Below are 21,331 nucleotides of genomic sequence, written 5' to 3'. Positions count from 1 at the left end.
ACCTCCGCAGTCGGTCACGGGTTCTCTGGTTCCAGCCGGGTTACTTGGCTGTGGTCCGGTTCAAAGATCTTCGGGAAGTGATCTTGGAAAGTTGACGGGAGAGAAATGGTGCGTGTCGCACGGCGTGTTGCAACCATATGACTCCGCTCAACGGCGGTGAGCAACCATTTCTCTCCCGTCAACGGTCCAACAACTCGTAAGAGTGCTTCTCACGGAACGGGACATGGCGGTGGGTGGGGATGGAACGCAGGGGGTGGACCTGCCGAGCCATACGACGCGATAGCGCACGAAACCCCGGGTATCGCCCGGGGTTTCGGTGTCGTGGTCGGCTTCGCTACGCGTAGCACTTGTCGGGTGGTAACGACTCCACCGTCCCGGCGGGCACGTTCACTTTGGCGCACGCCAGCGTCGGGTAGGAGCTTGGCGTGTCGGAGTCGGCGGGGAAATCGGCGCAGTAGGTGATGGCGAAGTGGTCGCCTTCGGGGACCTTGATGTTCAAGGTGAAGTTCGCTGGGGCGGGGTCGCGGCCGGAGAGTGCGTTCGCGGCGTCGACCAGCAGCGTGCACTGCACGGTGCCGCCTGCGAGATCGGTGCTGATCTGGGTCAGTGTTGCGGTGATCGTCTCACCGGAGACTTGGATGGTCGCGCTACTCGGGGGAACGATGGTTGCTCCGGCAGGGCCGGAAGCGGCGACAATGGCTGCCGCGGTCGATGATGCCGCGACAAACCCTCGGAACGTGCTGCGTGCGATCATGCGCTGCAACCTACCGGCTGGTGTCCTCGGCTTCACCGGATTTCTGGATCGGTGCGCACCTGCACAGCGGCCGCTCGCGACGGGGTGCCGGGCGCGAACCGGTGCGGTTGTGCCAAGGTGGGTGTGGTGATACCCAAGTTGATGGCGGTGAGCGACATTCATGTCGGGCACCAGGGGAATCGGCCGGTCGTCGAGCAGATCCACGCCGACTCGCCGGAGGACTGGCTGATCGTGGCCGGGGACGTGGGGGAGAAGACCGACGATATTCGGTGGGCGCTGGAGTTGCTGCGCGGCCGGTTCGCCAAGGTGATCTGGGTGCCGGGCAACCACGAACTGTGGACGACGGCGAAGGACCCGGTGCAGATGACCGGCGCCGCCCGCTACGACTATCTTGTGTCGATCTGCCGCGACCTCGATGTGCTCACCCCCGAAGATCCGTTCCCCGTGTGGACCGGTGCGGGCGCGGAGGAGTACGGCGGGCCGGTCACGTTGGCGCCGCTGTTCCTGCTCTACGACTACTCGTTCCTGCCCGAGGGCGCGACCACCAAAGCCGAGGGACTCGCGATCGCGCGAGACCGCAACGTGGTCGCCACCGACGAATACCTGCTGTCCCCGGATCCCTACCTGACCCGTGACGCGTGGTGCCACGCCCGCGTGCAGGTGACCAAGCGCAAACTCGACGCGCTGCCCGAAGGCACACCGCTGGTGTTGATCAACCATTTCCCGATGGTGCGCCAGCCCACCGACGTGCTGTTCTATCCCGAGTTCGCGCTCTGGTGTGGCACCGAACTGACTGCCGACTGGCACACCCGCTACAACGTGGTCTGCTCGGTGTACGGCCACCTGCACATTCCGCGCACGTCGTACTACGACGGTGTCCGGTTCGAGGAGGTCTCGCTCGGTTATCCGCGCGAATGGCAGCGTCGCGGTCTCCCGGAACGTCTGCTCCGCCAGATCCTCCCGGCCCCGGAGTACCCGCCGGGCAGCTTGAACAAGTGGGGCGGCCACTTCCAGGTCACCCCGGAAATGGAAGCGGCGGCCGCGGAAATGCGCGCCAAAGCGGAGCGTCGCCGTAGCAGGTGATCGGTCGGCGGGGGCCTGCGTGAGCAGGGACTCGTGGGGCGCGATGACGACCTCGACTAGGCTCGTCGCTGATGATCGAGAACATTCTGCCCGCCGGTGTGGCGTCGGCTGAGCTGCTGGACTACCCGGAGGACCTGAAGGCGCATCCGGCGGAGGAGCATCTCATCGCGAAGGCGGTGGAGAAGCGGCGTCGGGACTTCATCGGCGCCAGGTATTGCGCCAGGCTCGCGCTGGAAGAGCTCGGCGAGCCGCCGGTGGCGATCGGCAAGGGGGAGCGCGGTGCGCCGATCTGGCCGCGCGGGATCGTCGGCAGCATGACGCACTGCGACGGGTATCGGGCCGCGGCGCTGGCGCACAAGATGCGGTTCCGTTCGGTCGGGATCGACGCCGAGCCGCACGCGGTGCTGCCCGAAGGTGTGCTCGATTCGGTGAGCCTGCCCCCGGAACGGGAATGGCTGCGGACCACTACGTCGCTGCACCTGGATCGGTTGCTGTTCTGCGCCAAGGAAGCCACGTTCAAAGCGTGGTGGCCGTTGACGTCGCGTTGGCTCGGCTTCGAGGATGCGCACATCACCTTCGAGATCAAGGACAGCTCCGCCGATTCCGGCCACGGCACTTTCCACAGCAAGCTGCTGGTGCCCGGGCAGACGAACGACGGTGGCGCGCCGCTGGTTTCGTTCGACGGTCGGTGGATGATCGCCGACGGGTTCATCCTCACCGCGATCGTGCACGCCTGATGGACGGTCTCGGCGGGCTGCTGATCGTCGACAAGGACGGCGGGATGACCAGTCACGATGTCGTCGCGAAGTGCCGGAAACTGCTGCACACCAGGAAGATCGGGCACGCGGGCACCCTCGATCCGATGGCTACGGGCGTGCTGGTGCTCGGCGTGGAACGGGCCACCAAGTTGCTCGGCCTGCTCACGTTGACCACGAAGGCCTATACCGCGACTATTCGACTCGGCCAGGCCACCACCACCGATGACGCCGAGGGCGAGGTCCTCTCGACGGCACCGGCCTTATCGCTCACCGATGCCGATATCGCAGGGCACACAGCGAAACTCACGGGCGACATCGAGCAGGTGCCTGCCACTGTGAGCGCGATCAAGGTGGACGGCGAACGCGCCTATGCCCGGCACCGCGCCGGCGAAGAGGTGCAGTTGGCGGCCCGCCCGGTCACCGTTTCCCGCTTCGATATCCTTGCGCGCCGCAACGTCGAGGACGGTGCCTTCGTCGACCTCGACGTGGTCGTCGAATGTACTTCCGGCACTTACGTTCGCGCCCTGGCCCGTGACCTCGGCGCCGCGCTCGGCGTCGGCGGACACTTGACGGCCTTGCGCCGCACCAGGGTCGGCCCGTTCACTCTCGAACATGCCCGCACCCTTGCCGAATTGGCGACCGCGGCCGAATCCGACGCCGTCATGCTCAGCCTGGACATGGACGACGCCGTCCGAACCGCGTTCCCGCACCGGGACATCGACGACACCCAGGCCGACGACCTCCGCAACGGTCGCTGGCTGGAGCCCATCGGTCTGGGCGGCGTCTACGCGGCCATCGACCCGCAGGGCCGAGCCATCGCACTCCTGCAGGAGAGCGGCAAGCGTGCCGCATCGGTGATGGTCGTCCGCCCGTCCAACCTGTAGGGCCGCGCTCGCACGGCGCGAATGCCGTGATCACGGCCGGGAACTGCTCGATTTCCCCGGTCCCCAGAGCCAGGCGCAGCTGAGCCCGCGGCTCGGTACCGGCTGCACTGCCAGCCGGCTGGCAGCTCCCGCAGCCGCACATGGCGTTTGGCTGTCCGGTCAGCGAGAACGGTCCCGCCGACAGACCGCGCGACGGCGCCGGTGGCCAGACGCAGCTGAGCTGCGGTTCGGTCCGCGGTATCGACCGCACGCGAGTTGGCGCTCCCGCGGCCGCCATGGCGTTCGGCTGTCCGGTCAGCGGGAACGGCCTGCTGATAGGCCGCGCGATGGCGCTGGTGGCCGGTGGCAGTTGAGCTTGCGGCTTGGTTCGCGGTACCGCGCGCCAGCTGGCGCTCCTGCGGCGGCCGCCCATGGCGTTTGGCTGTCCGGTCGGCGAGGACGGCTGGCTGATAGGCCGCGTGATGGCGCCGGTGGCCAGGCGCAGCTGAGCTCGCGCTCGGCTCGCAGGCACCGCGCTCCCGCGACCCGCAACCGCCCCTCACCGCCAGCCGCCAGCCACCAGCCACCAGCCACCAGCCACCGTAGCGAGCGTTCCGATCTCACTGGGCCTCCCCAACACGATCAGCAACCACGCGGACACCAAGATCATGGGGCAATGGTGGCGGCATCGCGCGAGAAGCCACTTACACCAGTGCCCCCTCACCCGAAACAACCCGCGTTTTGATGCTGTGCTGAGGGTCGACGTTTGTCTACTATGGGTTGTAGTATCTGTGGACAGGCAGCACGTCGACTAACTGGCGATCGCTGGATTCGGTAGCGCGCCAGTGGGATTCACTGAACCCAGGGGAGGAACGCATGGCCGCAGCACTCAAATGGTTGTCCTTGGTGATGGGGTACGCCTGCGTGGCGATCGGCATCCTGCACCTGGCGGCGGGCATCGACGGCATCCCCGACATGGGCGACTCCGGCGTCACCGCGGACAGTCAAACCCGGTTTTTCGGCGCGATCTTCCTCGGCTACGGCGTCGCCTGGATCTGGGCGGCGCGTCAGTCTCCGATCCCCGCAACCCTCATCCGCTGGCTCGCCGGGATCTTTCTCCTCGGCGCCGTCGGTCGGCTCATCTCCATCGCCGTCTACGGCTGGCCGCACTGGTTCCAGATCGTCCTGATCGCGCTCGAAATCGTCCTCCCGCCTGTGTACCTGTGGCTCGCCGCCGCCGATGAAAAGCGTGCCGCAGTGCCCGCCTGAACTGCGGGTTCGGCTCAGAGCTGCTCGGTGGCAACGAAATCCGTACAGTGTGCACTGGCCGCGCGAACCGGCGGCAGTGGGAGGCAGTGCGCAATGAGTGACGAACCGGTCGACACCTTCGAGTTGTGGGACCGCGACGGGGACGGCCTCGTCTCGGTCGCCGACATCACCAGCGGCATCCGCGCCCTCGGCCTCGACGTAGACGACGAGGCGGTCGAGCGCATGGTCGCCGCCGCCGACACCAACGGCGACTTCCTGGTTTCCCGTGCCGAATTCGATGCCGCACTGGTCGGCGGCCGGATCGAAGTGACCGACGCCGACGCCGCTTTCAAGGTCTTCGGCACCAACCAGGACGGCCGCATCTCGGTCGAGGAACTCGAATCCCTCATCCGGCATGTCGGCGCGGGCCGCATCGATGAGCCCGCCGACGTTCTCCTGGCCGCCGCCGACCAAGATGACGACGGCTACCTCTCCCTCCCAGAATTCCGCACGCTCCTCGACTTCCTCTCCCGCTGATCAACACCACGGGCCTGTGATCTGCGTTGTCGCGCGGGGGCTGGAAGTTGCGCGGTAGCAAGGTTTACCTGCGGTAACAATGGGCGACCTCGAGTGATCAGGGGAGTAACTTGGTGTCCTGATTGGGAGGTGGGGCGATGAAGGCTCGCGATGTCGTGTTCGGCGCGATTGTTCTTGTCTCGGTAGTGATGACGGCTTCTGGATGCGGAGGTGACCAACCCGCAGCGACGCCGCTGCCGAGTCCCGTTGCCTCACAGGCCGGTCTGCCGAGTTCGGTTGCGCCGCCGGTCGGGGATCCACCGCCCGGCAACCCTGCGCCGGAAAATCTGCCACCGGGGTGTGCTCCGCAAGCGATCGCGCAGGACCTCGACGACATCGGTGGTCTCGGCAACGAGAACGCCACGGTCTCCGACTGTGACGGCACCTGGGCGGTGATCGGCTGGGACGTCCCCGGCGACACGCTCCGCATCGTGCACAAGGTTGCCGACCGCTGGGCCACCTACGTCGCCTTCCCGCACGACGTCTGCTGGACCAAGGCCGCAGCGGACGGCGCACCGGCCCGCTACCAGGAGTACTTCATCGCCTGCTGAGCCGAAATCATTGGCCGATAAGACGGGATAGGTCGCGGCAGGTCGGCGCCGCAACGCCGACCTGCGCGAGCCACTCAGCCGATTCCGGCGCCCGAAGCGACTGGGGCATCGGTCGACGGCTCCGGGGCACTCCGGAGGAATGCGGTGGCCGCCAACGCCAGGACCAGCAGTGCGGCGCAGGCGTAGCTGGAGATTTCGAGTCCGGTGGCCATGGCCGAGCGGGCCGCGTCGGCAACAGGGGCGGTGCGGGGATCTGCGGCCAGGGCGGGGACGACGGATCCCGCACTGTGCGTGACCATGTCGCTGAGCTGGTCGGACTCGGCGGCCGGATAGCCACTGTCGGTGAGGCGTTCGCGCAGGCCCGAGGTGAGCGTGCTGAAGAACACGGTGGTCAGCACGGCGATGCCCAGTGCGGCGCCGAGTTCGCGTGCGGTGCTCTGGATCCCGGAGCCTTGCCCCGCGGATTCGACGGGAACATCGGTGAGGACCACATTGGTCACCTGCGCGGTGGCGAAGCCGACACCGATGCCGTAGAGGAACAGGCTGATCGCGATCGTCCACCAGGCGGTGTCGGTGGCGGCGGTGAGGCCGAGTAGCACGAGTCCTGCTGCTTCCATTAGTAGCCCGATGCGCACCAGGCCGAGCGCGGAGGTGGTCATCGCGAAGCTCGCTCCGCTGGCGCAGAAACTGCCGACCGCAAGGGCAACCAGGGCGAGTCCTGCTTGGAAAGCGCTGTAGCCCAACGCGAACTGCAACCACAGCGGCAGGACGGCGATGATCCCGAACTCACCGAGGCCGACCAGCACGGTGACCACGTTCCCTGCGCGGAACGACGGGATGCCGAACAGGCGCGCGTCCATCAACGGCTGACCGCCGGTGCGGCCAAGCATCGACTGTCGACGCCAGAACAGCACCAACAAGAGCGCGGCGCCGACAATCGCCACCAAGACCGGGGAAGGTCCACTGCGCCAGGTGAATCCACCGATGGTCAGGGGTTCGGTGATGCGCAACCAGCCGTGCGCCCTGCCTTCGATCAGCGCATACGCCAGCAGTCCGAGACCGAGTACCGAGAGCAGCGCGCCGAGCGCATCGACGCCACCCCGTCGGCGCGGCGCGACGGGCAGGAAACGCAGCACGCCCACCGTGATCACCAGCACCAGTGGAATATTCACCCCGAACGCCCACCGCCAGGAGAAGTCGGCAAGCCAGCCGCCGAGCAGTGGACCCACTGCTGCGGCCGCGCCGATGGTCGACCCCCAGATCGCGAAGGCCCGGCCGCGCGCCTTTCCGGTGAAGGTCGCGTTCACCAAGGTCAGCGAGGACGGCAGGATCAGCGCGCCGCCGATGCCTTGCAGAAACCGCGCCAGGATCAGCAATTCCCCGGTCGGCGCGATCGCTGCGAGCAAACTGGTCGCGCCGAAGATGGCCAGTCCGATCACGAAAAGCCTTCGGGCCCCGTATAAGTCGGCGAGCCTACCGGTAAGCAGCAGCAGTGCCGCGAACACGATCGCGTAGGACTCCTGAATCCATTGCGCCTCGGTCGAGTTGATGGAGAGGTCGTCGATGATCGGCGCGAGGATCACGTTGACGATGGTGAGGTCGACGACGATCAGGGCGACGCCGAGTGAGACAGCGACGAGGCCGAACCATCGGCGTGGGGAGGGCGAGTCGGTGAGCAATTTACCTCCATCGTAAAGTAACTTCATCATGAAGGTAAATCGCGCCGAGGTAGGTTGTCAATCCGGACGACCGGGTGCCGTGCGGCGGCGGGTGAGTGGACGAGGAGGCATACGAATGCCCGAAGGCATTGCGGCACAACGGGAAAGACTGATCGCGGGCTTGATCTCCTACGGTGCGGGTTTCACCGAACTCGGCCGCCGCTTCGCCGAGGCCCTCGGCGTGCATACCACCGACGCGTTCGCGCTGCTGGAAATCTCCGCGGCCGAGGTATCGGGCGCCCCGCTGTCGCCTGCGCTGCTCGGCAAGCGCATCACCCTGACCTCCGGCGCGATGACGGCGCTGCTGAATCGCCTCGAACGGGCCGGGTACCTCACCCGAACCCGTGAGCACACCGATCGCCGCGTCGTCACGCTGCGCACCAGCCCCGCGGTCGTTGGGCTCGCACAGGAATTCTTCGGACCGTTGAACACTCGGCAGGAGACGATCCTTGCCGAGTATTCCCCGGAGTTGTTGCGGCAGTTCGAAGATCTGGTGACCCGCCTGCGCGGCACGATCGACGATCAGCTCGCCGACTGAAAGATCAGGTGGTGAGCCAGATCGCTTCCGCGGCAGGCCTGCCGAGATCGGTCGGCGTTTCGGCGGCGCCGATGCGAATCGCGATGGTGCCCGCGAAGTCTCGGCGTTCGACGACGGTGATGCTGGTGTCGAGCGCGATGCCGACCGAGTCGAAGTAGCGGAGCATGTCCGGGTCCGAGTCGGAGATCCTGGCGACGCGGCCGGATTCGTTCGCGTGGAAGTCGCTGAGCTGCCTGGCCGGTGGCGTCGGCACGGCGCCGTCTACCGACGGAATGGGGTCGCCGTGCGGATCACGGTCGGGGTAGCCGAGTTTCGCGTCGATCCGCGAAACAAGCAGTTCGGAGACGGCATGTTCGAGCACTTCGGCTTCGTCGTGCACCTCGTCCCAGCCGTAGCCGAGCTCGTTCACCAGGAACGTCTCGATCAGCCGATGCCTGCGCACCATCGCGATCGCGGCGAGGCGACCGCCCTCGGTGAGGGTGATGGACCCGTAGCGGGCATGCTCGACCAGCCCTTGGTCGGCGAGCTTGCGCACCGCCTCGGACACGGTGGACGCCGACACTCCGATCCGCTCGGCGAGCAGCTTGGTCGACACCTTCTCCTGCGACCATTCCGTCGCGGTCCAGATCACCTTGAGATAGTCCTGCGCGACCGAGGAGAGCACCGGCGCGATCGTCGCGGTGCTGCCGCCGGCCTGGTTCGGCGCGGTGGCGTCGGCTAGCTCGCGTCGAGTGGCGATGTCTCGTTTACCGGGCACATACTCGAGCTTAAGCACATGGCACCCGAATGACACAGCTCGCCGCACAGTGGAACCAGGGATTCATCAGGCGTACACAACACCGGAAGCGTTGCGTGACACAGCGGCGTGCGCAGCGTCACCGCGAAAGGACCGCGCACGACGCCGATCGAGCACAGCGGCGGGAGTGTAGGTCCGGAGGCGGCAGCACACAGCGTCACCACGCAGGGACCGCGCACGACAGGCGGTCCAACGCAACGGCGTGCGCGTCAGGCCCGGTGGACCGTGTGCACCGCCCAGAGACGTTGCGAGCCCGAATACTGTTCGCAACCTCATTTGCGTAGGCTGCGGACTGTGCAGAGATGGCGAAGTCTCGACGATGTACCCGCGGACTGGGGCCGATGTGTCCTCACGATCGGTGTGTTCGACGGCGTGCACCGCGGCCACGCGCAGTTGATCAGTAGAGCGGTGAAGTCCGCTGCGGCACGCGGGGTTCCCGCGGTGCTGATGACCTTCGACCCGCACCCGATGGAGGTGGTGCGACCCGGCTCGCATCCGGCGCAGCTGACCACGCTGACCCGCCGGGCCGAGCTGGCCGAGGAACTCGGCGTCGACGTGTTCTGCGTCATGCCGTTCACCCAGGCGTTCATGAAGCTGACCCCCGCGCGGTACGTGCACGATCTGCTCGTCGAGCGACTGCATGTGACCGAGGTCGTGGTCGGCGACAACTTCACCTTCGGCAAGAAGGCCGCAGGCACCATCGACACCATGCGGGAACTCGGCACCCGCTGGGGCTTCGAGGTCGACGGCGTGAAATTGCTCGGCGAGCACGCGGTCACCTTCTCCTCCACCTACATCCGGGCCTGCGTCGACGCGGGCGACATGGCCGCGGCGGCCGAAGCGCTCGGCCGCCCGCACCGGGTCGAGGGCGTGGTGGTGCACGGTGACGGCCGCGGCCGCCAGCTCGGCTTCCCGACCGCGAACGTCGCACCGCCGATGCACGCCGCGATCCCGGCCGACGGCGTGTACGCGGGCTGGTTCACCGTGCTCGGCCCCGGCCCGACCATCGGCACCGTCACGCCGGGCGAGCGGGCGATGGCCGCGATCTCGGTCGGCACCAACCCCACCTTCTCCGGCCGCGCCCGCACCGTCGAGGCCTACGTGCTCGACGGCGAGGCCGACCTGTACGGCCAGCATGTCGCGGTCGATTTCGTCGACCACCTCCGCGGCCAGCGCAAATTCGACTCGGTCGACGAGCTCATCGAAACGATGGGCCGCGATGTGGAGAACGCCAGAAAGGTGCTGGCCGCTATCGACGGCGGCTAGAAACCACCGCCGACCGGGCGAGGCGACCGCGATTCGGTTCGTCGTGCCCGGTCCGGTAAGGTAGACCCTCGGGTTTGCTGCGGTCCGCGGCGGCACCCGGCCCGGGTAACCGGAAATTCGAGCGCGGCACTGAAATAGGAAGTGGATGCCCCATGGCTCTGACCACTGAGCAGAAGTCGGCAATTCTCAAGGAATACGGCCTGCACGAGAAGGACACCGGCTCGCCGGAGGCCCAGATCGCGCTGCTGTCCAAGCGGATCTCCGACCTCACCGAGCACCTGAAGACGCACAAGCACGATCACCACACCCGCCACGGCCTGCTCGCGCTGATCGGCCGTCGTCGTCGGCTCTCGAAGTACCTGGCCGCCAACGACATCCAGCGCTACCGTTCGCTGATCGAGCGCCTCGGCCTGCGGCGGTAATTTGGCCGCGCCTTCGGCGCGACCAGCGACCACGTCGCATGCGCTGTGGCCACTCGGCAACGAGACAGGCCGCGAACGGCGCTCGAAAGCCTCGCACGTGCTGATCGGGTTCGGCTCGTATCGACCCGGTCACCGTTTACCTGAGGCCCTCGAAGCTCGGCCAACGGGGAGACGTACAATCTCCCCGTTGGCTATTCGTGTATATGGGCAACAGCCCGGTGGGTGAGCCCCACCACACGACAACATTGCACAGCCGTAAGCACCCGCCCGCGTGGCGTCGGTCTTCGGTAGTGGCCTCCCGGCAGGGGATAGACCGCCGGCGGGCTTCGATCGATGACCGCCTCCGCGTCGCCGTGATCCAAGGGGATTCGGCCGGGTGTGCGTGCCGCAGCCACGAGGGTTGCCGCATGTCCGTACCCGGTGCGGCTGACGAAGAGCCGGATCGCGCCATTGGGCGCTCGATCCGGCGAAGACGAGAGGTTGAGAGAAGAGAATGTCCGAAACAACTGAACGCAAGTCCTCGGCCGTCGAGGTCGAGCCCGGTGTGTTCGAATCCGTCGCGCTGATCGACAACGGCAGCTACGGCACCCGTACTGTCCGCTTCGAGACCGGCCGTCTGGCCCGTCAGGCCGCCGGTTCGGTCGTGGCCTACCTGGACGACGAGACCATGCTGCTGTCCGCCACCACCGCGGGCAAGCACCCCAAAGACCAGTTCGACTTCTTCCCGCTGACGGTCGATGTCGAAGAGCGCATGTACGCCGCGGGCCGCATCCCCGGCTCGTTCTTCCGTCGCGAGGGCCGCCCCTCCACCGACGCGATCCTGACCTGCCGCCTGATCGACCGCCCGCTGCGCCCGTCCTTCGTCGACGGCCTGCGTAACGAGATCCAGGTCGTCGTCACGGTGATGAGCCTCGACCCCAACGACCTGTACGACGTGGTGGCCATCAACGCCGCCTCCGCGTCCACCCAGATCGCCGGTCTGCCGTTCTCCGGCCCGGTCGGCGGCGTGCGTGTCGCGCTGATCGAGGGCCAGTGGGTCGCGTTCCCGACCGTCGAGCAGCTCGAGGGCGCCGTGTTCGACATGGTCGTCGCGGGCCGCGTGGTCGAGTCCGGTGACGTCGCGATCATGATGGTCGAGGCCGAGGCCACCGACAAGGTCATCGCGCTGATCGAGGGTGGCGCGCAGGCGCCGACCGAGGCCGTGGTGGCCGAGGGCCTCGAGGCCGCCAAGCCGTTCATCGCCCGCCTCTGCAAGGCGCAGGCCGATCTCGCCGAGCTGGCCGCCAAGCCGACCGGCGAGTTCCCGCTGTTCCCGCCGTACGAGGCCGATGTCTACGAGGCCGTCGAGGGCACCGCCAAGCGTGAGCTCGGCGAGGCGCTGTCGATCGCCGACAAGCAGGAGCGCGAGACCAAGATCGACGAGATCAAGGTCGACGTGCTTTCCCGCCTCGGCGACGACTTCGTCGGCCGGGAGAAGGAACTGGGTGCCGCGTTCCGCTCGGTCACCAAGAAGCTTGTGCGCCAGCGCATTCTGACCGACGGGTTCCGCATCGACGGCCGTGGCCTCGCCGACATCCGCGCGCTGTCCGCCGAGGTTGCCGTGGTGCCGCGGGCGCACGGTTCGGCGCTGTTCGAGCGTGGCGAGACGCAGATCCTCGGCGTCACCACCCTCGACATGGTGAAGATGGCCCAGCAGGTCGACTCGCTCGGCCCGGAGACCAGCAAGCGCTACATGCACCACTACAACTTCCCGCCGTACTCCACCGGTGAGACCGGTCGTGTCGGTTCGCCGAAGCGCCGCGAAATCGGCCACGGCGCACTGGCCGAGCGCGCGCTGATGCCGGTGCTGCCGAGCCAGGAAGAGTTCCCGTACGCCATCCGTCAGGTCTCGGAAGCGTTGAGCTCCAACGGTTCCACCTCGATGGGCTCGGTCTGCGCCTCGACGCTGGCGCTGCTGAACGCCGGTGTGCCGCTGAAGGCGCCGGTCGCGGGCATCGCGATGGGCCTCGTGTCCGACACCGTGACCAACGACCAGGGCGAGGACGAGGTGCGCTACGTCGCGCTGACCGACATCCTCGGCGCCGAGGATGCCTTCGGCGACATGGACTTCAAGGTCGCGGGCACCGCCGAGTTCGTCACCGCGCTGCAGCTCGACACCAAGCTGGACGGCATCCCCTCGCAGGTGCTGGCCGGTGCGCTGAGCCAGGCGCACGACGCACGCGCGACCATCCTCGAGGTCATGGCCGAGGCCATCTCGACCCCGGACGAGATGAGCCAGTACGCGCCGCGCGTCACCGCGATCAAGATCCCGGTCGACAAGATCGGCGAGGTCATCGGCCCCAAGGGCAAGGTGATCAACCAGATCACCGAGGAGACCGGCGCCAACATCTCGATCGAGGACGACGGCACGGTCTACGTCGGTGCGACCAACGGCCCTGCGGCGCAGGCGGCGATCGACCAGATCAACGCCATCGCGAACCCGCAGCTGCCGAAGGTCGGCGAGCGCTTCCTCGGCACGGTCGTCAAGACCACCGCCTTCGGCGCGTTCGTCTCGCTGCTGCCGGGTCGCGACGGCCTGGTGCACATCTCGAAGCTGGGCAACGGCAAGCGCGTCGCGAAGGTCGAAGACGTGGTGAACGTCGGCGACAAGCTGCGCGTCGAGATCGCCGACATCGACAACCGCGGCAAGATCTCGCTGGTTCCGGTGGAGGAGAACGCCGAAGAGCCTGCCGAAGTCGAGACCGTTGATGCGGGCGCGGCGGGGGCAGAGTAGTACTTGTCTCTGTGACGACGAAGAAGACCACAACCCCTCTGCTCCGCCGCGAGCAGGGGGGTTCGTCTCTGGAGCTGCGGGCCGACATGACCGATCCTGGCGTACAGCGCACCGTGCTACCCGGCGGGCTGCGCGTGGTGACCGAGCACGTGCCCGGCGTGCGATCGGCATCGATCGGTGTCTGGGTGGGCGTCGGCTCCCGTGACGAGGGTCCTACCGTCGCCGGTGCCGCGCATTTCCTGGAACACTTGCTGTTCAAGGCGACTCCGACGCGTACCGCGCTGGATATCGCGCAGGCGATGGACGCGGTGGGTGGCGAGCTCAACGCGTTCACCGCGAAGGAGCAGACCTGCTATTACGCGCACGTCCTCGACGAGGATCTGCCGTTGGCCGTGGACATGGTTTCCGACGTGGTGCTCAACGGGCTGTGCCGTCCGGTCGATGTCGACGTGGAACGGCAGGTGGTGCTCGAAGAGATCGCCATGCGTGACGACGACCCGGAGGACCTGGTCGGCGACGCGTTCCTGTCCGCGCTGTTCGGTGATCATCCGATCGGGCGGCCGGTGATCGGCTCCATCGAATCCATCGAATCGATGCAGGCGCCGCAGTTGCGCGGCTTCCATCTGCGGCGTTATCGGCCGGACCGGATGGTCGTCGCGGTGGCGGGCAATGTGGAACACGATCACACGGTGGAGCTGGTGCATCGGGCGTTCGAGAATCGGCTGGATCCCACGGCGACGCCCGCCAAGCGGCGCGAGGGCCGGTTTCGGCCGATGAGCCCACCCGAGCTGCACTGGAGTCACCGCGACAGTGAGCAGGCGCATTTGGCATTCGGGGTGCGCGCGTTCGGGCGGCACGAGGGGGAGCGGCGCTGGCCGCTCTCCGTGCTCAACACCGTGGTCGGTGGTGGGCTGAGTTCCCGCCTGTTCCAAGCGATTCGGGAGGAACGCGGGCTCGCGTATTCGGTGTACTCCAGCGTGGACACCTTCGCCGATACCGGCGCGTTCTCGGTGTACATCGGCTGCCAGCCCGAAAACCTCGGCAAGGTGGCGAGTTTGGCGCGCGGCGTGCTCGAAGAGGTTGCGGCCAACGGCATTTCCGATGCCGAATGTGCCAGGGCGAAGGGTTCGCTGCGTGGCGGCCTGGTCCTCGGTCTGGAGGATTCCGCGTCCCGGATGAATCGGATCGGCCGCAGCGAACTCAGCTACGGCAACCATCGCAGTGTGTCGGAGACCCTGGCCCGCATCGATGCCGTCACCACCGATGAGGTGTCCGCGGTCGCGGCCACGTTGCTTGCCCGCCCGTACGGGGTGTCGGTTGCGGGGCCGTACAAGCGAACTCGGGAACTACCCGCCGCGGTGCGGCGGATGGTCGACGACTGAGCGTTCGGTCCTTCGAGTGCTGAGGATGGGTGCGTACAGCGTCGCCGGTGCGGACTTGCCCTTCAGGCGGATTCCGGGCCGGGCGATCAGGTTGCCGTGCTCGGCGCGCAGCAGCCTGCGGGTCTGCTCGCTGAGCAGGACGGTATCGCCGGTACCCCTGGTCGCCGCCTCGACGCGTGCCGCGACATTGATCGCGTCACCGATCACGCTGTAGTCGAATCGTCCTGCGCCGCCGATGTTCCCGGCGATCACCCGGCCGGAGTTCAGGCCCATGGCAATCTCGAATTCGAGACCAGGTGTTCGGTGCACCGCCGCGACGATGTCGAGCGCTGCGGCCAATGCCCGATCGGCATGATCGTGGCAGGGCACCGGCGCACCGAAGACGGCAAGCAGGCCGTCGCCGACGAATTTGTCGACGTGCCCGCTGTGGCCGCGCACGATCGGCACGACGAGCTCGAACAGGTCGTTGAGTCTGGCCACCACTTCACGGGCCGGATGTCGTTCGGCGTAGCCGGTGAAGCCGCGCACGTCCAGGAACATGGCGGTGACCTCGACCTCCGCACCGGTCAACGACGGACCTTCGCGCAGGATGTGTTCGGCGACAGCGGGATCCAGGTAGGTCCCGAACGCGGTGCGGATGCGTTCGCGCTCCCGCAGTCCGTCGGCCATGGTGTTGAATGCGCGCGCAAGCACACCGACCTCATCGGTCGAGACGATCGGCACCCGAGTTGTCAGATCGCCGTCGCCGATGCGTTCGGCAGCGAGGCGCACCTGCGCGATAGGCGAGGTGATCGAGTTGGCCAGCAGTGCCACCGACCAGCTCGTGATGACGGCGATCGCGCAGGACGCGCCGATCCCGATCACGAGGGTCGTGACGGTGCCCGGGCCAACGATGCCCGCGACGACGGTCCCGGCGAGCAGGATGGTTCCGGCGACCGCAGCCACCAGGCGCTGATTCAGGCTGATGGACGCGACGGGTGTGCCTGCGCCGTTCGGAAGCGCGGCGCTGATCTCGGTCAGGACCGGGCGGATCAGCAACTCTGTGAGCAGGAACCGTATCGCCAGCCAGTAGGTCCACCCCAGTACGGATCCGGGGAGGAACAGCAGGAAGTCCTGCGGGGGCAGGCCGAGGAGGCGGACACCGAGGCTGTTCCATGCCACGAACAGCGCGAACATCACGATGTAGGTTCGTCGCTGCCGCAACGGCGCCAACGGCAGATCCGCGACCGCGGGCCAGGCAAGGGCGGCATTGGCCGGCGTGCGTGCGCTGTCCCAGATGTCGAGAGCGCGCAGTGGCGCGCGAGTCGCGCGGATCCAGAGGAGCGAATCGGCTCCGTAGACGATCACGGACAAGGCCGCGACGAGGCACAGGGTGCCGAACGGCATCGAGGTGAAGAGGAGCGTGAAGAGCGTGGCAACCGGGCCTGCGAGACAACCGACGATCGGAAGCAGGGCCAGAGCCCGCTTCGCGAACATGACCTCGTTTCTACGCGCCATCTGCTCGATCATCCTCTATCGAGCCGCATGGCTACTCACTGGCAACCCTTGACCGGGGGCTACTCCGTGCTGGCGCGGTTCGCGGCCTCGACGACGGAGGGCAGCAGGCCGGGTAGTGCCGACTCGACGTCCGCGGCGCGGAGGCGTTGCCAGATCTGGCCGTCGACGATGACTCGTTCGATGACACCGGCTTCGCGAAGAATCTTGAAATGGTGTGTCGCCGTTGACTTGTTGATCACGTCGTAGAGCGAGTTGCAGCGTACTGCGGTGCCCGCGCCCGCGTTGCTCAGCCTGCGCACCATCTCCAGCCGGATGGGGTCCTGGAGTGCGGCGAGCACGGCGGGCAGCGCGGCCACCGGTGGGGCGTCGGCGGCTGCTTCTTTAGTTTCAGTCATGATCTACCTCACTCCGGGGTTTGATGATCTTCGTACCGGATGTATCGTCGGATTCGGTTCGATCAGTATCAAACCTACCCGATCGGAGTTTCGATGGCAGCGACGGTAGCGATGCCGGAAACCAGCGAGCGGACAACGCAGCGGTGGGCGTACGCGCTGGTGCTCGCCGCCAGCGGGGTCGCGCTCGGAGTGTCCGGCGTTCCGGCCCCGCTCTACGGCATGTATCAGCAGGAATGGCATTTCACGCCGTTGACGACGACCTTCGTGTTCGCGGTGTACGCGTTCGCGGCGCTGGTCGCGGTGCTGGTGTCCGGCAAGATCTCGGACGTGGTCGGCCGCAAGCCGGTCCTGCTCGGCGCCTTTGTGACGATGATCGCAGGACTCGCGGTATTCCTGCTCGCCGACAACGTCGCGAAGCTGCTGCTCGCACGAGCGCTGCACGGATTCGCGGTCGGCGCGACCGTGGTCGCGGGCGCGGCGGCGCTGCTCGACCTGCGGCCCAAGCACGGTGCGCGATCCGGCCAGCTCAGCGGCGTGGCATTCAATGTCGGTATGGCCGTGGCGATTCTGGGTTCGGCGCTGCTTGCGCAGTACGCGCCGCATCCGTTGCGCACGCCGTACGTGGTCATCACTGTCGTGTGCCTGCTCATCGGGATCGGGATCATCGCGCTGGAGGAGCCGCACACGGCCCGCATCGCCGGTCGTATCCGGATCGCGAAACCATCTGTACCGCAAGAGATCCGCGGCGACTTCTGGTTCTCGGCACTCGGCGTGATGGCGGCCTGGTCGGTGCTCGGCGTTTTGTTGTCGCTGTACCCGTCGCTGGCCTCCGCCGAAACCGGCATCCACAACCTGGTTTTCGGCGGCGCGGTGGTCGCCTCGACCGCGGTGGCAGGGGCCACCTCGCAGCTGTTCGCGACCGCGATCCCCGCCCGGCGCGCGGCGATCGTCGGCGACATCGGCATGGCGATCGCGTTGCTGCTCACCGTGCCCGCACTGCACACCGGCAACTGGATCCTGGTGCTGGCGGCGGGCGTGCTGCTCGGCGCGACCTTCGGCCTCGGCTTCGGCGGCTCGCTGCGGCACCTGTCCGAGGTTGTGCCGCAACACAAACGAGGCGAGACCATGTCGGCGTACTACCTGCTCGCCTACACGGCGATGGCGCTGCCGACCATCCTTGCCGGGTGGGCCGCCACCACATGGAGCTTGAGTGCGGTGTTCCCGTGGTTCGTCGTCGTGGTCGCGCTGGCCTGCTTGGCTGCCGCCGGACTCGGTATCCGCCGCAACCGCGCGGTGGCGAGGCAGGCCGCCTGAGCTCACCCGGCGCTCCGCAAGCACGGATTAGCATTTTCCGTCGGGGATCCGCTAAAGTTTCCTCTCGCGCCACGGATCACCCGAGACGCGAATGCGGATGTAGCGCAGTGGTAGCGCATCACCTTGCCAAGGTGAGGGTCGCGGGTTCAAATCCCGTCATCCGCTCCACGAAACCCCGGCACCTCGGTGCCGGGGTTTCGCATTTCCGGCACTCAGTCGGCCAGCAGATCCACCACCTCGCGGGCGCTGCCCCAGGAAAGACTGACGCCCTTGCCGTCGTGGCCGTAGTTGTGCACAACCCTCGTGTCGTCGATGCGCTCTTCGTCCAGCCGCGCAACCGCGCGCCCGGGGCGCAGGCCGACCTCGTGGCCGATCACCTCCGCATCGGCGAGCCGCGGCTCCACCTTGATGGCACGGCTGAGGATGCGCTCGGCAAGATCCATGTCCGGTGCCATGTCCCAGCGTCCTTCGTGGCGTGCGCCACCGAGGATCAGCCGGTCGCCGTGCGGAAAGAACGCCGTCCATTCGGGATTCGACACCATCTCGGCATAGAAGTCGGTGATGCCGGGATTGCGCACGATCACATGCTGGCCACGCACCGGCTGCACGTCGGCGTCTCCGACCAGGGCGCCCGCCGCAACACCCGTGCAGTTCACCACGACCGGCGCGGCGGCCGTCGCCTCGGTGAGATCACGCACCGCGCGCTGCTCGATCTCGACACCTGCCGCGGCCAGCCGGTCCGTCAGGTAGCGCAGATAGCGCGGTAGATCGATCATCGGTGCCGTGCATCGCAATCCGGACAGCATGCCGTCTGGCACCTCGTCCTGCGGACACATCCGCGCGTCGACCAGCTCGTTCAGCCACGACGGCGGCTCAGCGGAAAGATCCGAAAACTGCAGGCCGCGTTCGAAATGGACGCCCCCTTCACCCCGCTCGGCCAACCGGGACAACTCGGCGAACGACACCCGGCTCCACGCCAGATCCCGCGGTGTGAAACCCGGCCACCACAGTCCGCTCGCCACCGCCGACGTGGTTTCTGCAGGCAGCAATTCCGCCCACACCCGGACCCGATGACCGGCCTCCGCCACACACACCGCCGTCGTCAGGCCGATCACCCCGGCCCCGAGCACCAACACATCATTCGCCATGAGCGCGACCGTACTCAGGAATGTGCGGTGGCGGCGAGCTTCAGTCGGTGGTCTGGGTCTCGTGCAGTGCCCGCCACCGGAAACGGGGCGGCGCCGACTCTGCGGTCATGACCGCGGTTGTCCAGCGGTCGCTGTGCTTTCCGTCGAAGTGATGCCGTTCCAGGAAGCGCACCACCGTGACCTGCCCCTCCGCGAGCAGCACCTCGACCTCGGAGATCTCGATATCGAGGCCGGGCCGGGAATTGCCTGCCCGGCGCAGTCCGGCCAGCAGCTCGGACTGGCTCATCCGGGTGCCTGCCGTGGTCACCATCGAGAAGGTGTCGTGCTGGGTCGCGGCGAAGCGCTCGAGCACCTCCGGTTTCGCGTCGGTCCCCAGCCATGTCGCCAGCAACTGGTGCACGGCCACGACCTCGGCCTCCGGGTCGAGCGCATCGGTATCAGGCATGCCCGCAGGGTACTCGAGCGGCAGGTCACCGCAGCTCAGACACGCGGTGGCAGCTGATTCCGGTCAGCGGTAGGGGACATTCGAAATAGTTTGGGGCGCAGGAGTAGCCGATCTTGTCCGGTAGTGGCGGGGCGGCAATCCGGCTACCATGCGCTAATGCGATGGGGGAGGTTGGGCGACCGACTGCACCGCGCGGCATTGCTGCTTGCGGTGCTGGTGGCGGTTGTCTGCGGACTCGGTATCGCGGCCCTCACCTGGTGGCTGCTGTGGTTGGCCTTCGGGGCGAAGGCGGAGACGCCCAATCAGCTGGATCTCACCAAGATCGCGCTGGCGGTAGCTGCCGGTGTCGGCGCCGTCGTCGCGCTGGTGGTGGCCTATCGACGGCAGCGCGACCTCGAACGTGGACGGTTCGCCGAACTGTTCGGGTCGGCGTCGCGGCAACTCGGCGACGGTGATGTCGCGGTCCGCATCGCCGGGGTGTACGCGATGGCCGGGCTGGCCGACGAGTTCCGAACCGCTCGGCGCCAGCAGTGCATCGACGTGCTGTGCGGCTACCTCCGGCTGCCCTACGATCCGGTCGCCGGCGCCAATCACCTTGTGTCGCAGGCAGAGACCGTGGACGACTCCGGGCTGAAGGTGGAGCGGGTCTACCAGTTCCGGCAGAACGACCGCGAGGTGCGGCGCACCATCGTCAAGGTGATCGCCGACCATCTGAAGCGTTCGGCCGACATCTCCTGGTCCTACTACGACTTCAACCTCAACAACGCCGTGTTCGAGCGCGCCGACTTCCGGTCGGCGGTGTTCGCGGGCAAACACACCTCGTTCGCCCGCGCGGTCTTCATCGGGCGCACGACTTTCGAGCACGCGATCTTCGCCGGACCGCACCTGACCTTCCGGGAGGCGCGGTTCGAAGGCGGCCCAGCGTTGTTCGACCACGCACACTTCGGCTCGACCCGGGTCGAGAAGGTCGAGCGTGTCGGCCATGGCACCACCTTCGACGGCGCGCACTTCGACTGCTCGGTGTCCTTCGAACAGGCCACCTTCGTCGGCCCGCGCACCACCTTCATCGAAACCCGCTGCACTGGTGCCCGAACCTCCTTCCAGGACACCACCTTCCAAGCCGAGCTCACCTCGTTCGAACGCGCCACCCTGGACGGCCAGCACCTCGCCTTCACCGGTGCCGAGATCTCCAGTCCACGAATCACCTTCGCAGGCACCCAATTCGAGGCAGGCACCGTCGCCTTCGACGAAACCAAAATCGGCACCCAACCGCGCATCCGCGGCCGCGGCACCCGCGAAACCGACTTCCGCGGCGCCGAATTCCACGGCACCGTCAGCTTCGCGGGCACCACCCTCGCCGGCCGCTCGGTCGACTTCACCGAAGCCGACTTCTTCGGCGACATCACCTTCGTCGGCACCCGCTTCACCGCCGCCGAAGTCACCTTCGACCGCCCCAAAGCCTGGGTCGGCACCCATTTCGACTGGGACGACATCCCCACCCGCAAACCAGCCAACATCAAACCCAACCCCTGGCCCCCAGAACCCCCCGACGACTAGGGATTACGGGCCCACCCCGCCTTGCCAGCCGAAATCTGGGGCTTTGCTGTGGATTCGCACCGATTCAGGAGCTGGTCGGTTGATCATGGGGCACTGACGGCGGCATCGCCCGAGAAGCCTCCGCCGCCAGTGCCCCCTCACCGCGAAACCCACCTTTCTGATCCCACATATCGGGATCGCGGACCTACCCGAGACCCGCAACCATGGGCTAGGCGTGCCTCACCACCGAAATCCGCACCCCTACCGT

Annotated in this window: 20 protein-coding genes and 1 tRNA gene; 14 read left to right on the top strand and 7 right to left on the bottom strand. The window is 67.1% G+C overall.

The features are described 5' to 3' along the window. Positions 1 to 334 precede the first annotated feature (334 nt). Positions 335 to 754: a hypothetical protein gene (locus tag NA11_RS42165; RefSeq protein WP_069167725.1), complete on the bottom strand. Its 420-nt coding sequence runs from the start codon at positions 752 to 754 to the stop codon at positions 335 to 337. Between the two features lie 126 nt (positions 755 to 880). Between NA11_RS42165 and NA11_RS42160 the strand changes: the two genes are divergently transcribed. From NA11_RS42160 to NA11_RS42130, 6 genes are all read left to right on the top strand, one after another. Continuing rightward, entirely contained in the window at positions 881 to 1,837 is a 957-nt protein-coding gene (locus NA11_RS42160) for a metallophosphoesterase family protein (RefSeq protein ID WP_141718153.1), read from the top strand. A 71-nt stretch (positions 1,838 to 1,908) separates the two neighbouring features. Then, positions 1,909 to 2,574: a 4'-phosphopantetheinyl transferase Npt gene (gene npt / locus NA11_RS42155; RefSeq protein WP_069167723.1), complete on the top strand. Its 666-nt coding sequence runs from the start codon at positions 1,909 to 1,911 to the stop codon at positions 2,572 to 2,574. Next, the gene (truB, locus tag NA11_RS42150; protein WP_069167722.1) at positions 2,574 to 3,479 is read left to right on the top strand and encodes a tRNA pseudouridine(55) synthase TruB; all 906 of its coding nucleotides are present in this window, start codon (positions 2,574 to 2,576) and stop codon (positions 3,477 to 3,479) included. The genes npt and truB overlap by 1 nt, the downstream gene beginning before the upstream one ends. A gap of 855 nt (positions 3,480 to 4,334) precedes the next feature. Further along, on the top strand, positions 4,335 to 4,727 hold the full coding sequence (locus NA11_RS42140) for a DUF4345 domain-containing protein (RefSeq protein ID WP_069167720.1): 393 nt from the start codon (positions 4,335 to 4,337) through the stop codon (positions 4,725 to 4,727). Positions 4,728 to 4,820: 93 nt separating this feature from the next. Continuing rightward, complete coding sequence (locus NA11_RS42135) at positions 4,821 to 5,243, top strand: EF-hand domain-containing protein (protein WP_069167719.1); 423 nt, start codon at positions 4,821 to 4,823, stop codon at positions 5,241 to 5,243. A gap of 137 nt (positions 5,244 to 5,380) precedes the next feature. Continuing rightward, positions 5,381 to 5,833, top strand: a complete 453-nt coding sequence (locus tag NA11_RS42130) for a hypothetical protein (RefSeq protein WP_069167718.1) — start codon at positions 5,381 to 5,383, stop codon at positions 5,831 to 5,833. 74 nt (positions 5,834 to 5,907) lie between these two features. Here NA11_RS42130 and NA11_RS42125 read toward each other — a convergent pair whose 3' ends face one another. Continuing rightward, the gene (locus NA11_RS42125; protein ID WP_245746570.1) at positions 5,908 to 7,512 is read right to left on the bottom strand and encodes an MFS transporter; all 1,605 of its coding nucleotides are present in this window, start codon (positions 7,510 to 7,512) and stop codon (positions 5,908 to 5,910) included. 115 nt (positions 7,513 to 7,627) lie between these two features. Here NA11_RS42125 and NA11_RS42120 point away from each other — a divergent pair, with 115 nt between their 5' ends. Beyond that, positions 7,628 to 8,089 (top strand): MarR family winged helix-turn-helix transcriptional regulator, encoded by a 462-nt coding sequence (locus tag NA11_RS42120; RefSeq protein WP_069167717.1) that lies wholly within the window; start codon positions 7,628 to 7,630, stop codon positions 8,087 to 8,089. Between the two features lie 4 nt (positions 8,090 to 8,093). On the opposite strand, the gene NA11_RS42115 is transcribed toward NA11_RS42120, so the two are convergent. After that, entirely contained in the window at positions 8,094 to 8,762 is a 669-nt protein-coding gene (locus NA11_RS42115) for a metal-dependent transcriptional regulator (protein ID WP_069167727.1), read from the bottom strand. A 417-nt stretch (positions 8,763 to 9,179) separates the two neighbouring features. Here NA11_RS42115 and NA11_RS42110 point away from each other — a divergent pair, with 417 nt between their 5' ends. The 4 genes from NA11_RS42110 (at position 9,180) to NA11_RS42095 (ending at position 14,728) form a co-directional block, all read left to right on the top strand. Further along, positions 9,180 to 10,151, top strand: a complete 972-nt coding sequence (locus NA11_RS42110; protein WP_084655567.1) for a bifunctional riboflavin kinase/FAD synthetase — start codon at positions 9,180 to 9,182, stop codon at positions 10,149 to 10,151. Between the two features lie 152 nt (positions 10,152 to 10,303). Next, positions 10,304 to 10,573 carry a 30S ribosomal protein S15 gene (gene rpsO, locus NA11_RS42105; RefSeq protein WP_069167715.1) on the top strand — a complete coding sequence of 90 codons (270 nt, stop codon included), beginning with the start codon at positions 10,304 to 10,306 and terminating at the stop codon, positions 10,571 to 10,573. Positions 10,574 to 11,066: 493 nt separating this feature from the next. Continuing rightward, positions 11,067 to 13,346, top strand: coding sequence for a polyribonucleotide nucleotidyltransferase (locus NA11_RS42100; RefSeq protein ID WP_069167714.1), 2,280 nt, complete (start codon positions 11,067 to 11,069; stop codon positions 13,344 to 13,346). Positions 13,347 to 13,432: 86 nt separating this feature from the next. Continuing rightward, the gene (locus tag NA11_RS42095; protein ID WP_069167713.1) at positions 13,433 to 14,728 is read left to right on the top strand and encodes a M16 family metallopeptidase; all 1,296 of its coding nucleotides are present in this window, start codon (positions 13,433 to 13,435) and stop codon (positions 14,726 to 14,728) included. On the opposite strand, the gene NA11_RS42090 is transcribed toward NA11_RS42095, so the two are convergent. Further along, the gene (locus NA11_RS42090; RefSeq protein WP_167837856.1) at positions 14,693 to 16,225 is read right to left on the bottom strand and encodes an adenylate/guanylate cyclase domain-containing protein; all 1,533 of its coding nucleotides are present in this window, start codon (positions 16,223 to 16,225) and stop codon (positions 14,693 to 14,695) included. The two genes, NA11_RS42095 and NA11_RS42090, sit on opposite strands and share 36 nt — an antisense overlap. Positions 16,226 to 16,284: 59 nt before the next feature. After that, positions 16,285 to 16,620: an ArsR/SmtB family transcription factor gene (locus NA11_RS42085; protein ID WP_069167711.1), complete on the bottom strand. Its 336-nt coding sequence runs from the start codon at positions 16,618 to 16,620 to the stop codon at positions 16,285 to 16,287. Positions 16,621 to 16,713: 93 nt separating this feature from the next. On the opposite strand from NA11_RS42085, the gene NA11_RS42080 reads away from it, so the two are divergent. Together NA11_RS42080 and NA11_RS42075 are read left to right on the top strand one after the other, a co-directional pair. Then, positions 16,714 to 17,934, top strand: a complete 1,221-nt coding sequence (locus NA11_RS42080) for an MFS transporter (RefSeq protein ID WP_069167726.1) — start codon at positions 16,714 to 16,716, stop codon at positions 17,932 to 17,934. A 93-nt stretch (positions 17,935 to 18,027) separates the two neighbouring features. Beyond that, a tRNA-Gly gene (locus NA11_RS42075) sits at positions 18,028 to 18,102 on the top strand. Between the two features lie 44 nt (positions 18,103 to 18,146). Here NA11_RS42075 and NA11_RS42070 read toward each other — a convergent pair. After that, the gene (locus NA11_RS42070; protein ID WP_069167710.1) at positions 18,147 to 19,082 is read right to left on the bottom strand and encodes an FAD-dependent oxidoreductase; all 936 of its coding nucleotides are present in this window, start codon (positions 19,080 to 19,082) and stop codon (positions 18,147 to 18,149) included. Between the two features lie 40 nt (positions 19,083 to 19,122). Next, positions 19,123 to 19,527 (bottom strand): hypothetical protein, encoded by a 405-nt coding sequence (locus NA11_RS42065; protein ID WP_069167709.1) that lies wholly within the window; start codon positions 19,525 to 19,527, stop codon positions 19,123 to 19,125. Between the two features lie 156 nt (positions 19,528 to 19,683). On the opposite strand from NA11_RS42065, the gene NA11_RS42060 reads away from it, so the two are divergent. After that, positions 19,684 to 21,084: a pentapeptide repeat-containing protein gene (locus NA11_RS42060; protein ID WP_245746569.1), complete on the top strand. Its 1,401-nt coding sequence runs from the start codon at positions 19,684 to 19,686 to the stop codon at positions 21,082 to 21,084. The last annotated feature ends 247 nt before the right edge of the window (positions 21,085 to 21,331 follow it).

Origin of the sequence: Nocardia altamirensis NBRC 108246 (genome assembly GCF_001612685.1) — a bacterium.
GTDB classification, from domain to species: Bacteria; Actinomycetota; Actinomycetes; order Mycobacteriales; family Mycobacteriaceae; genus Nocardia; species Nocardia altamirensis.
This window is presented reverse-complemented; position numbering and strand designations above follow the sequence as displayed.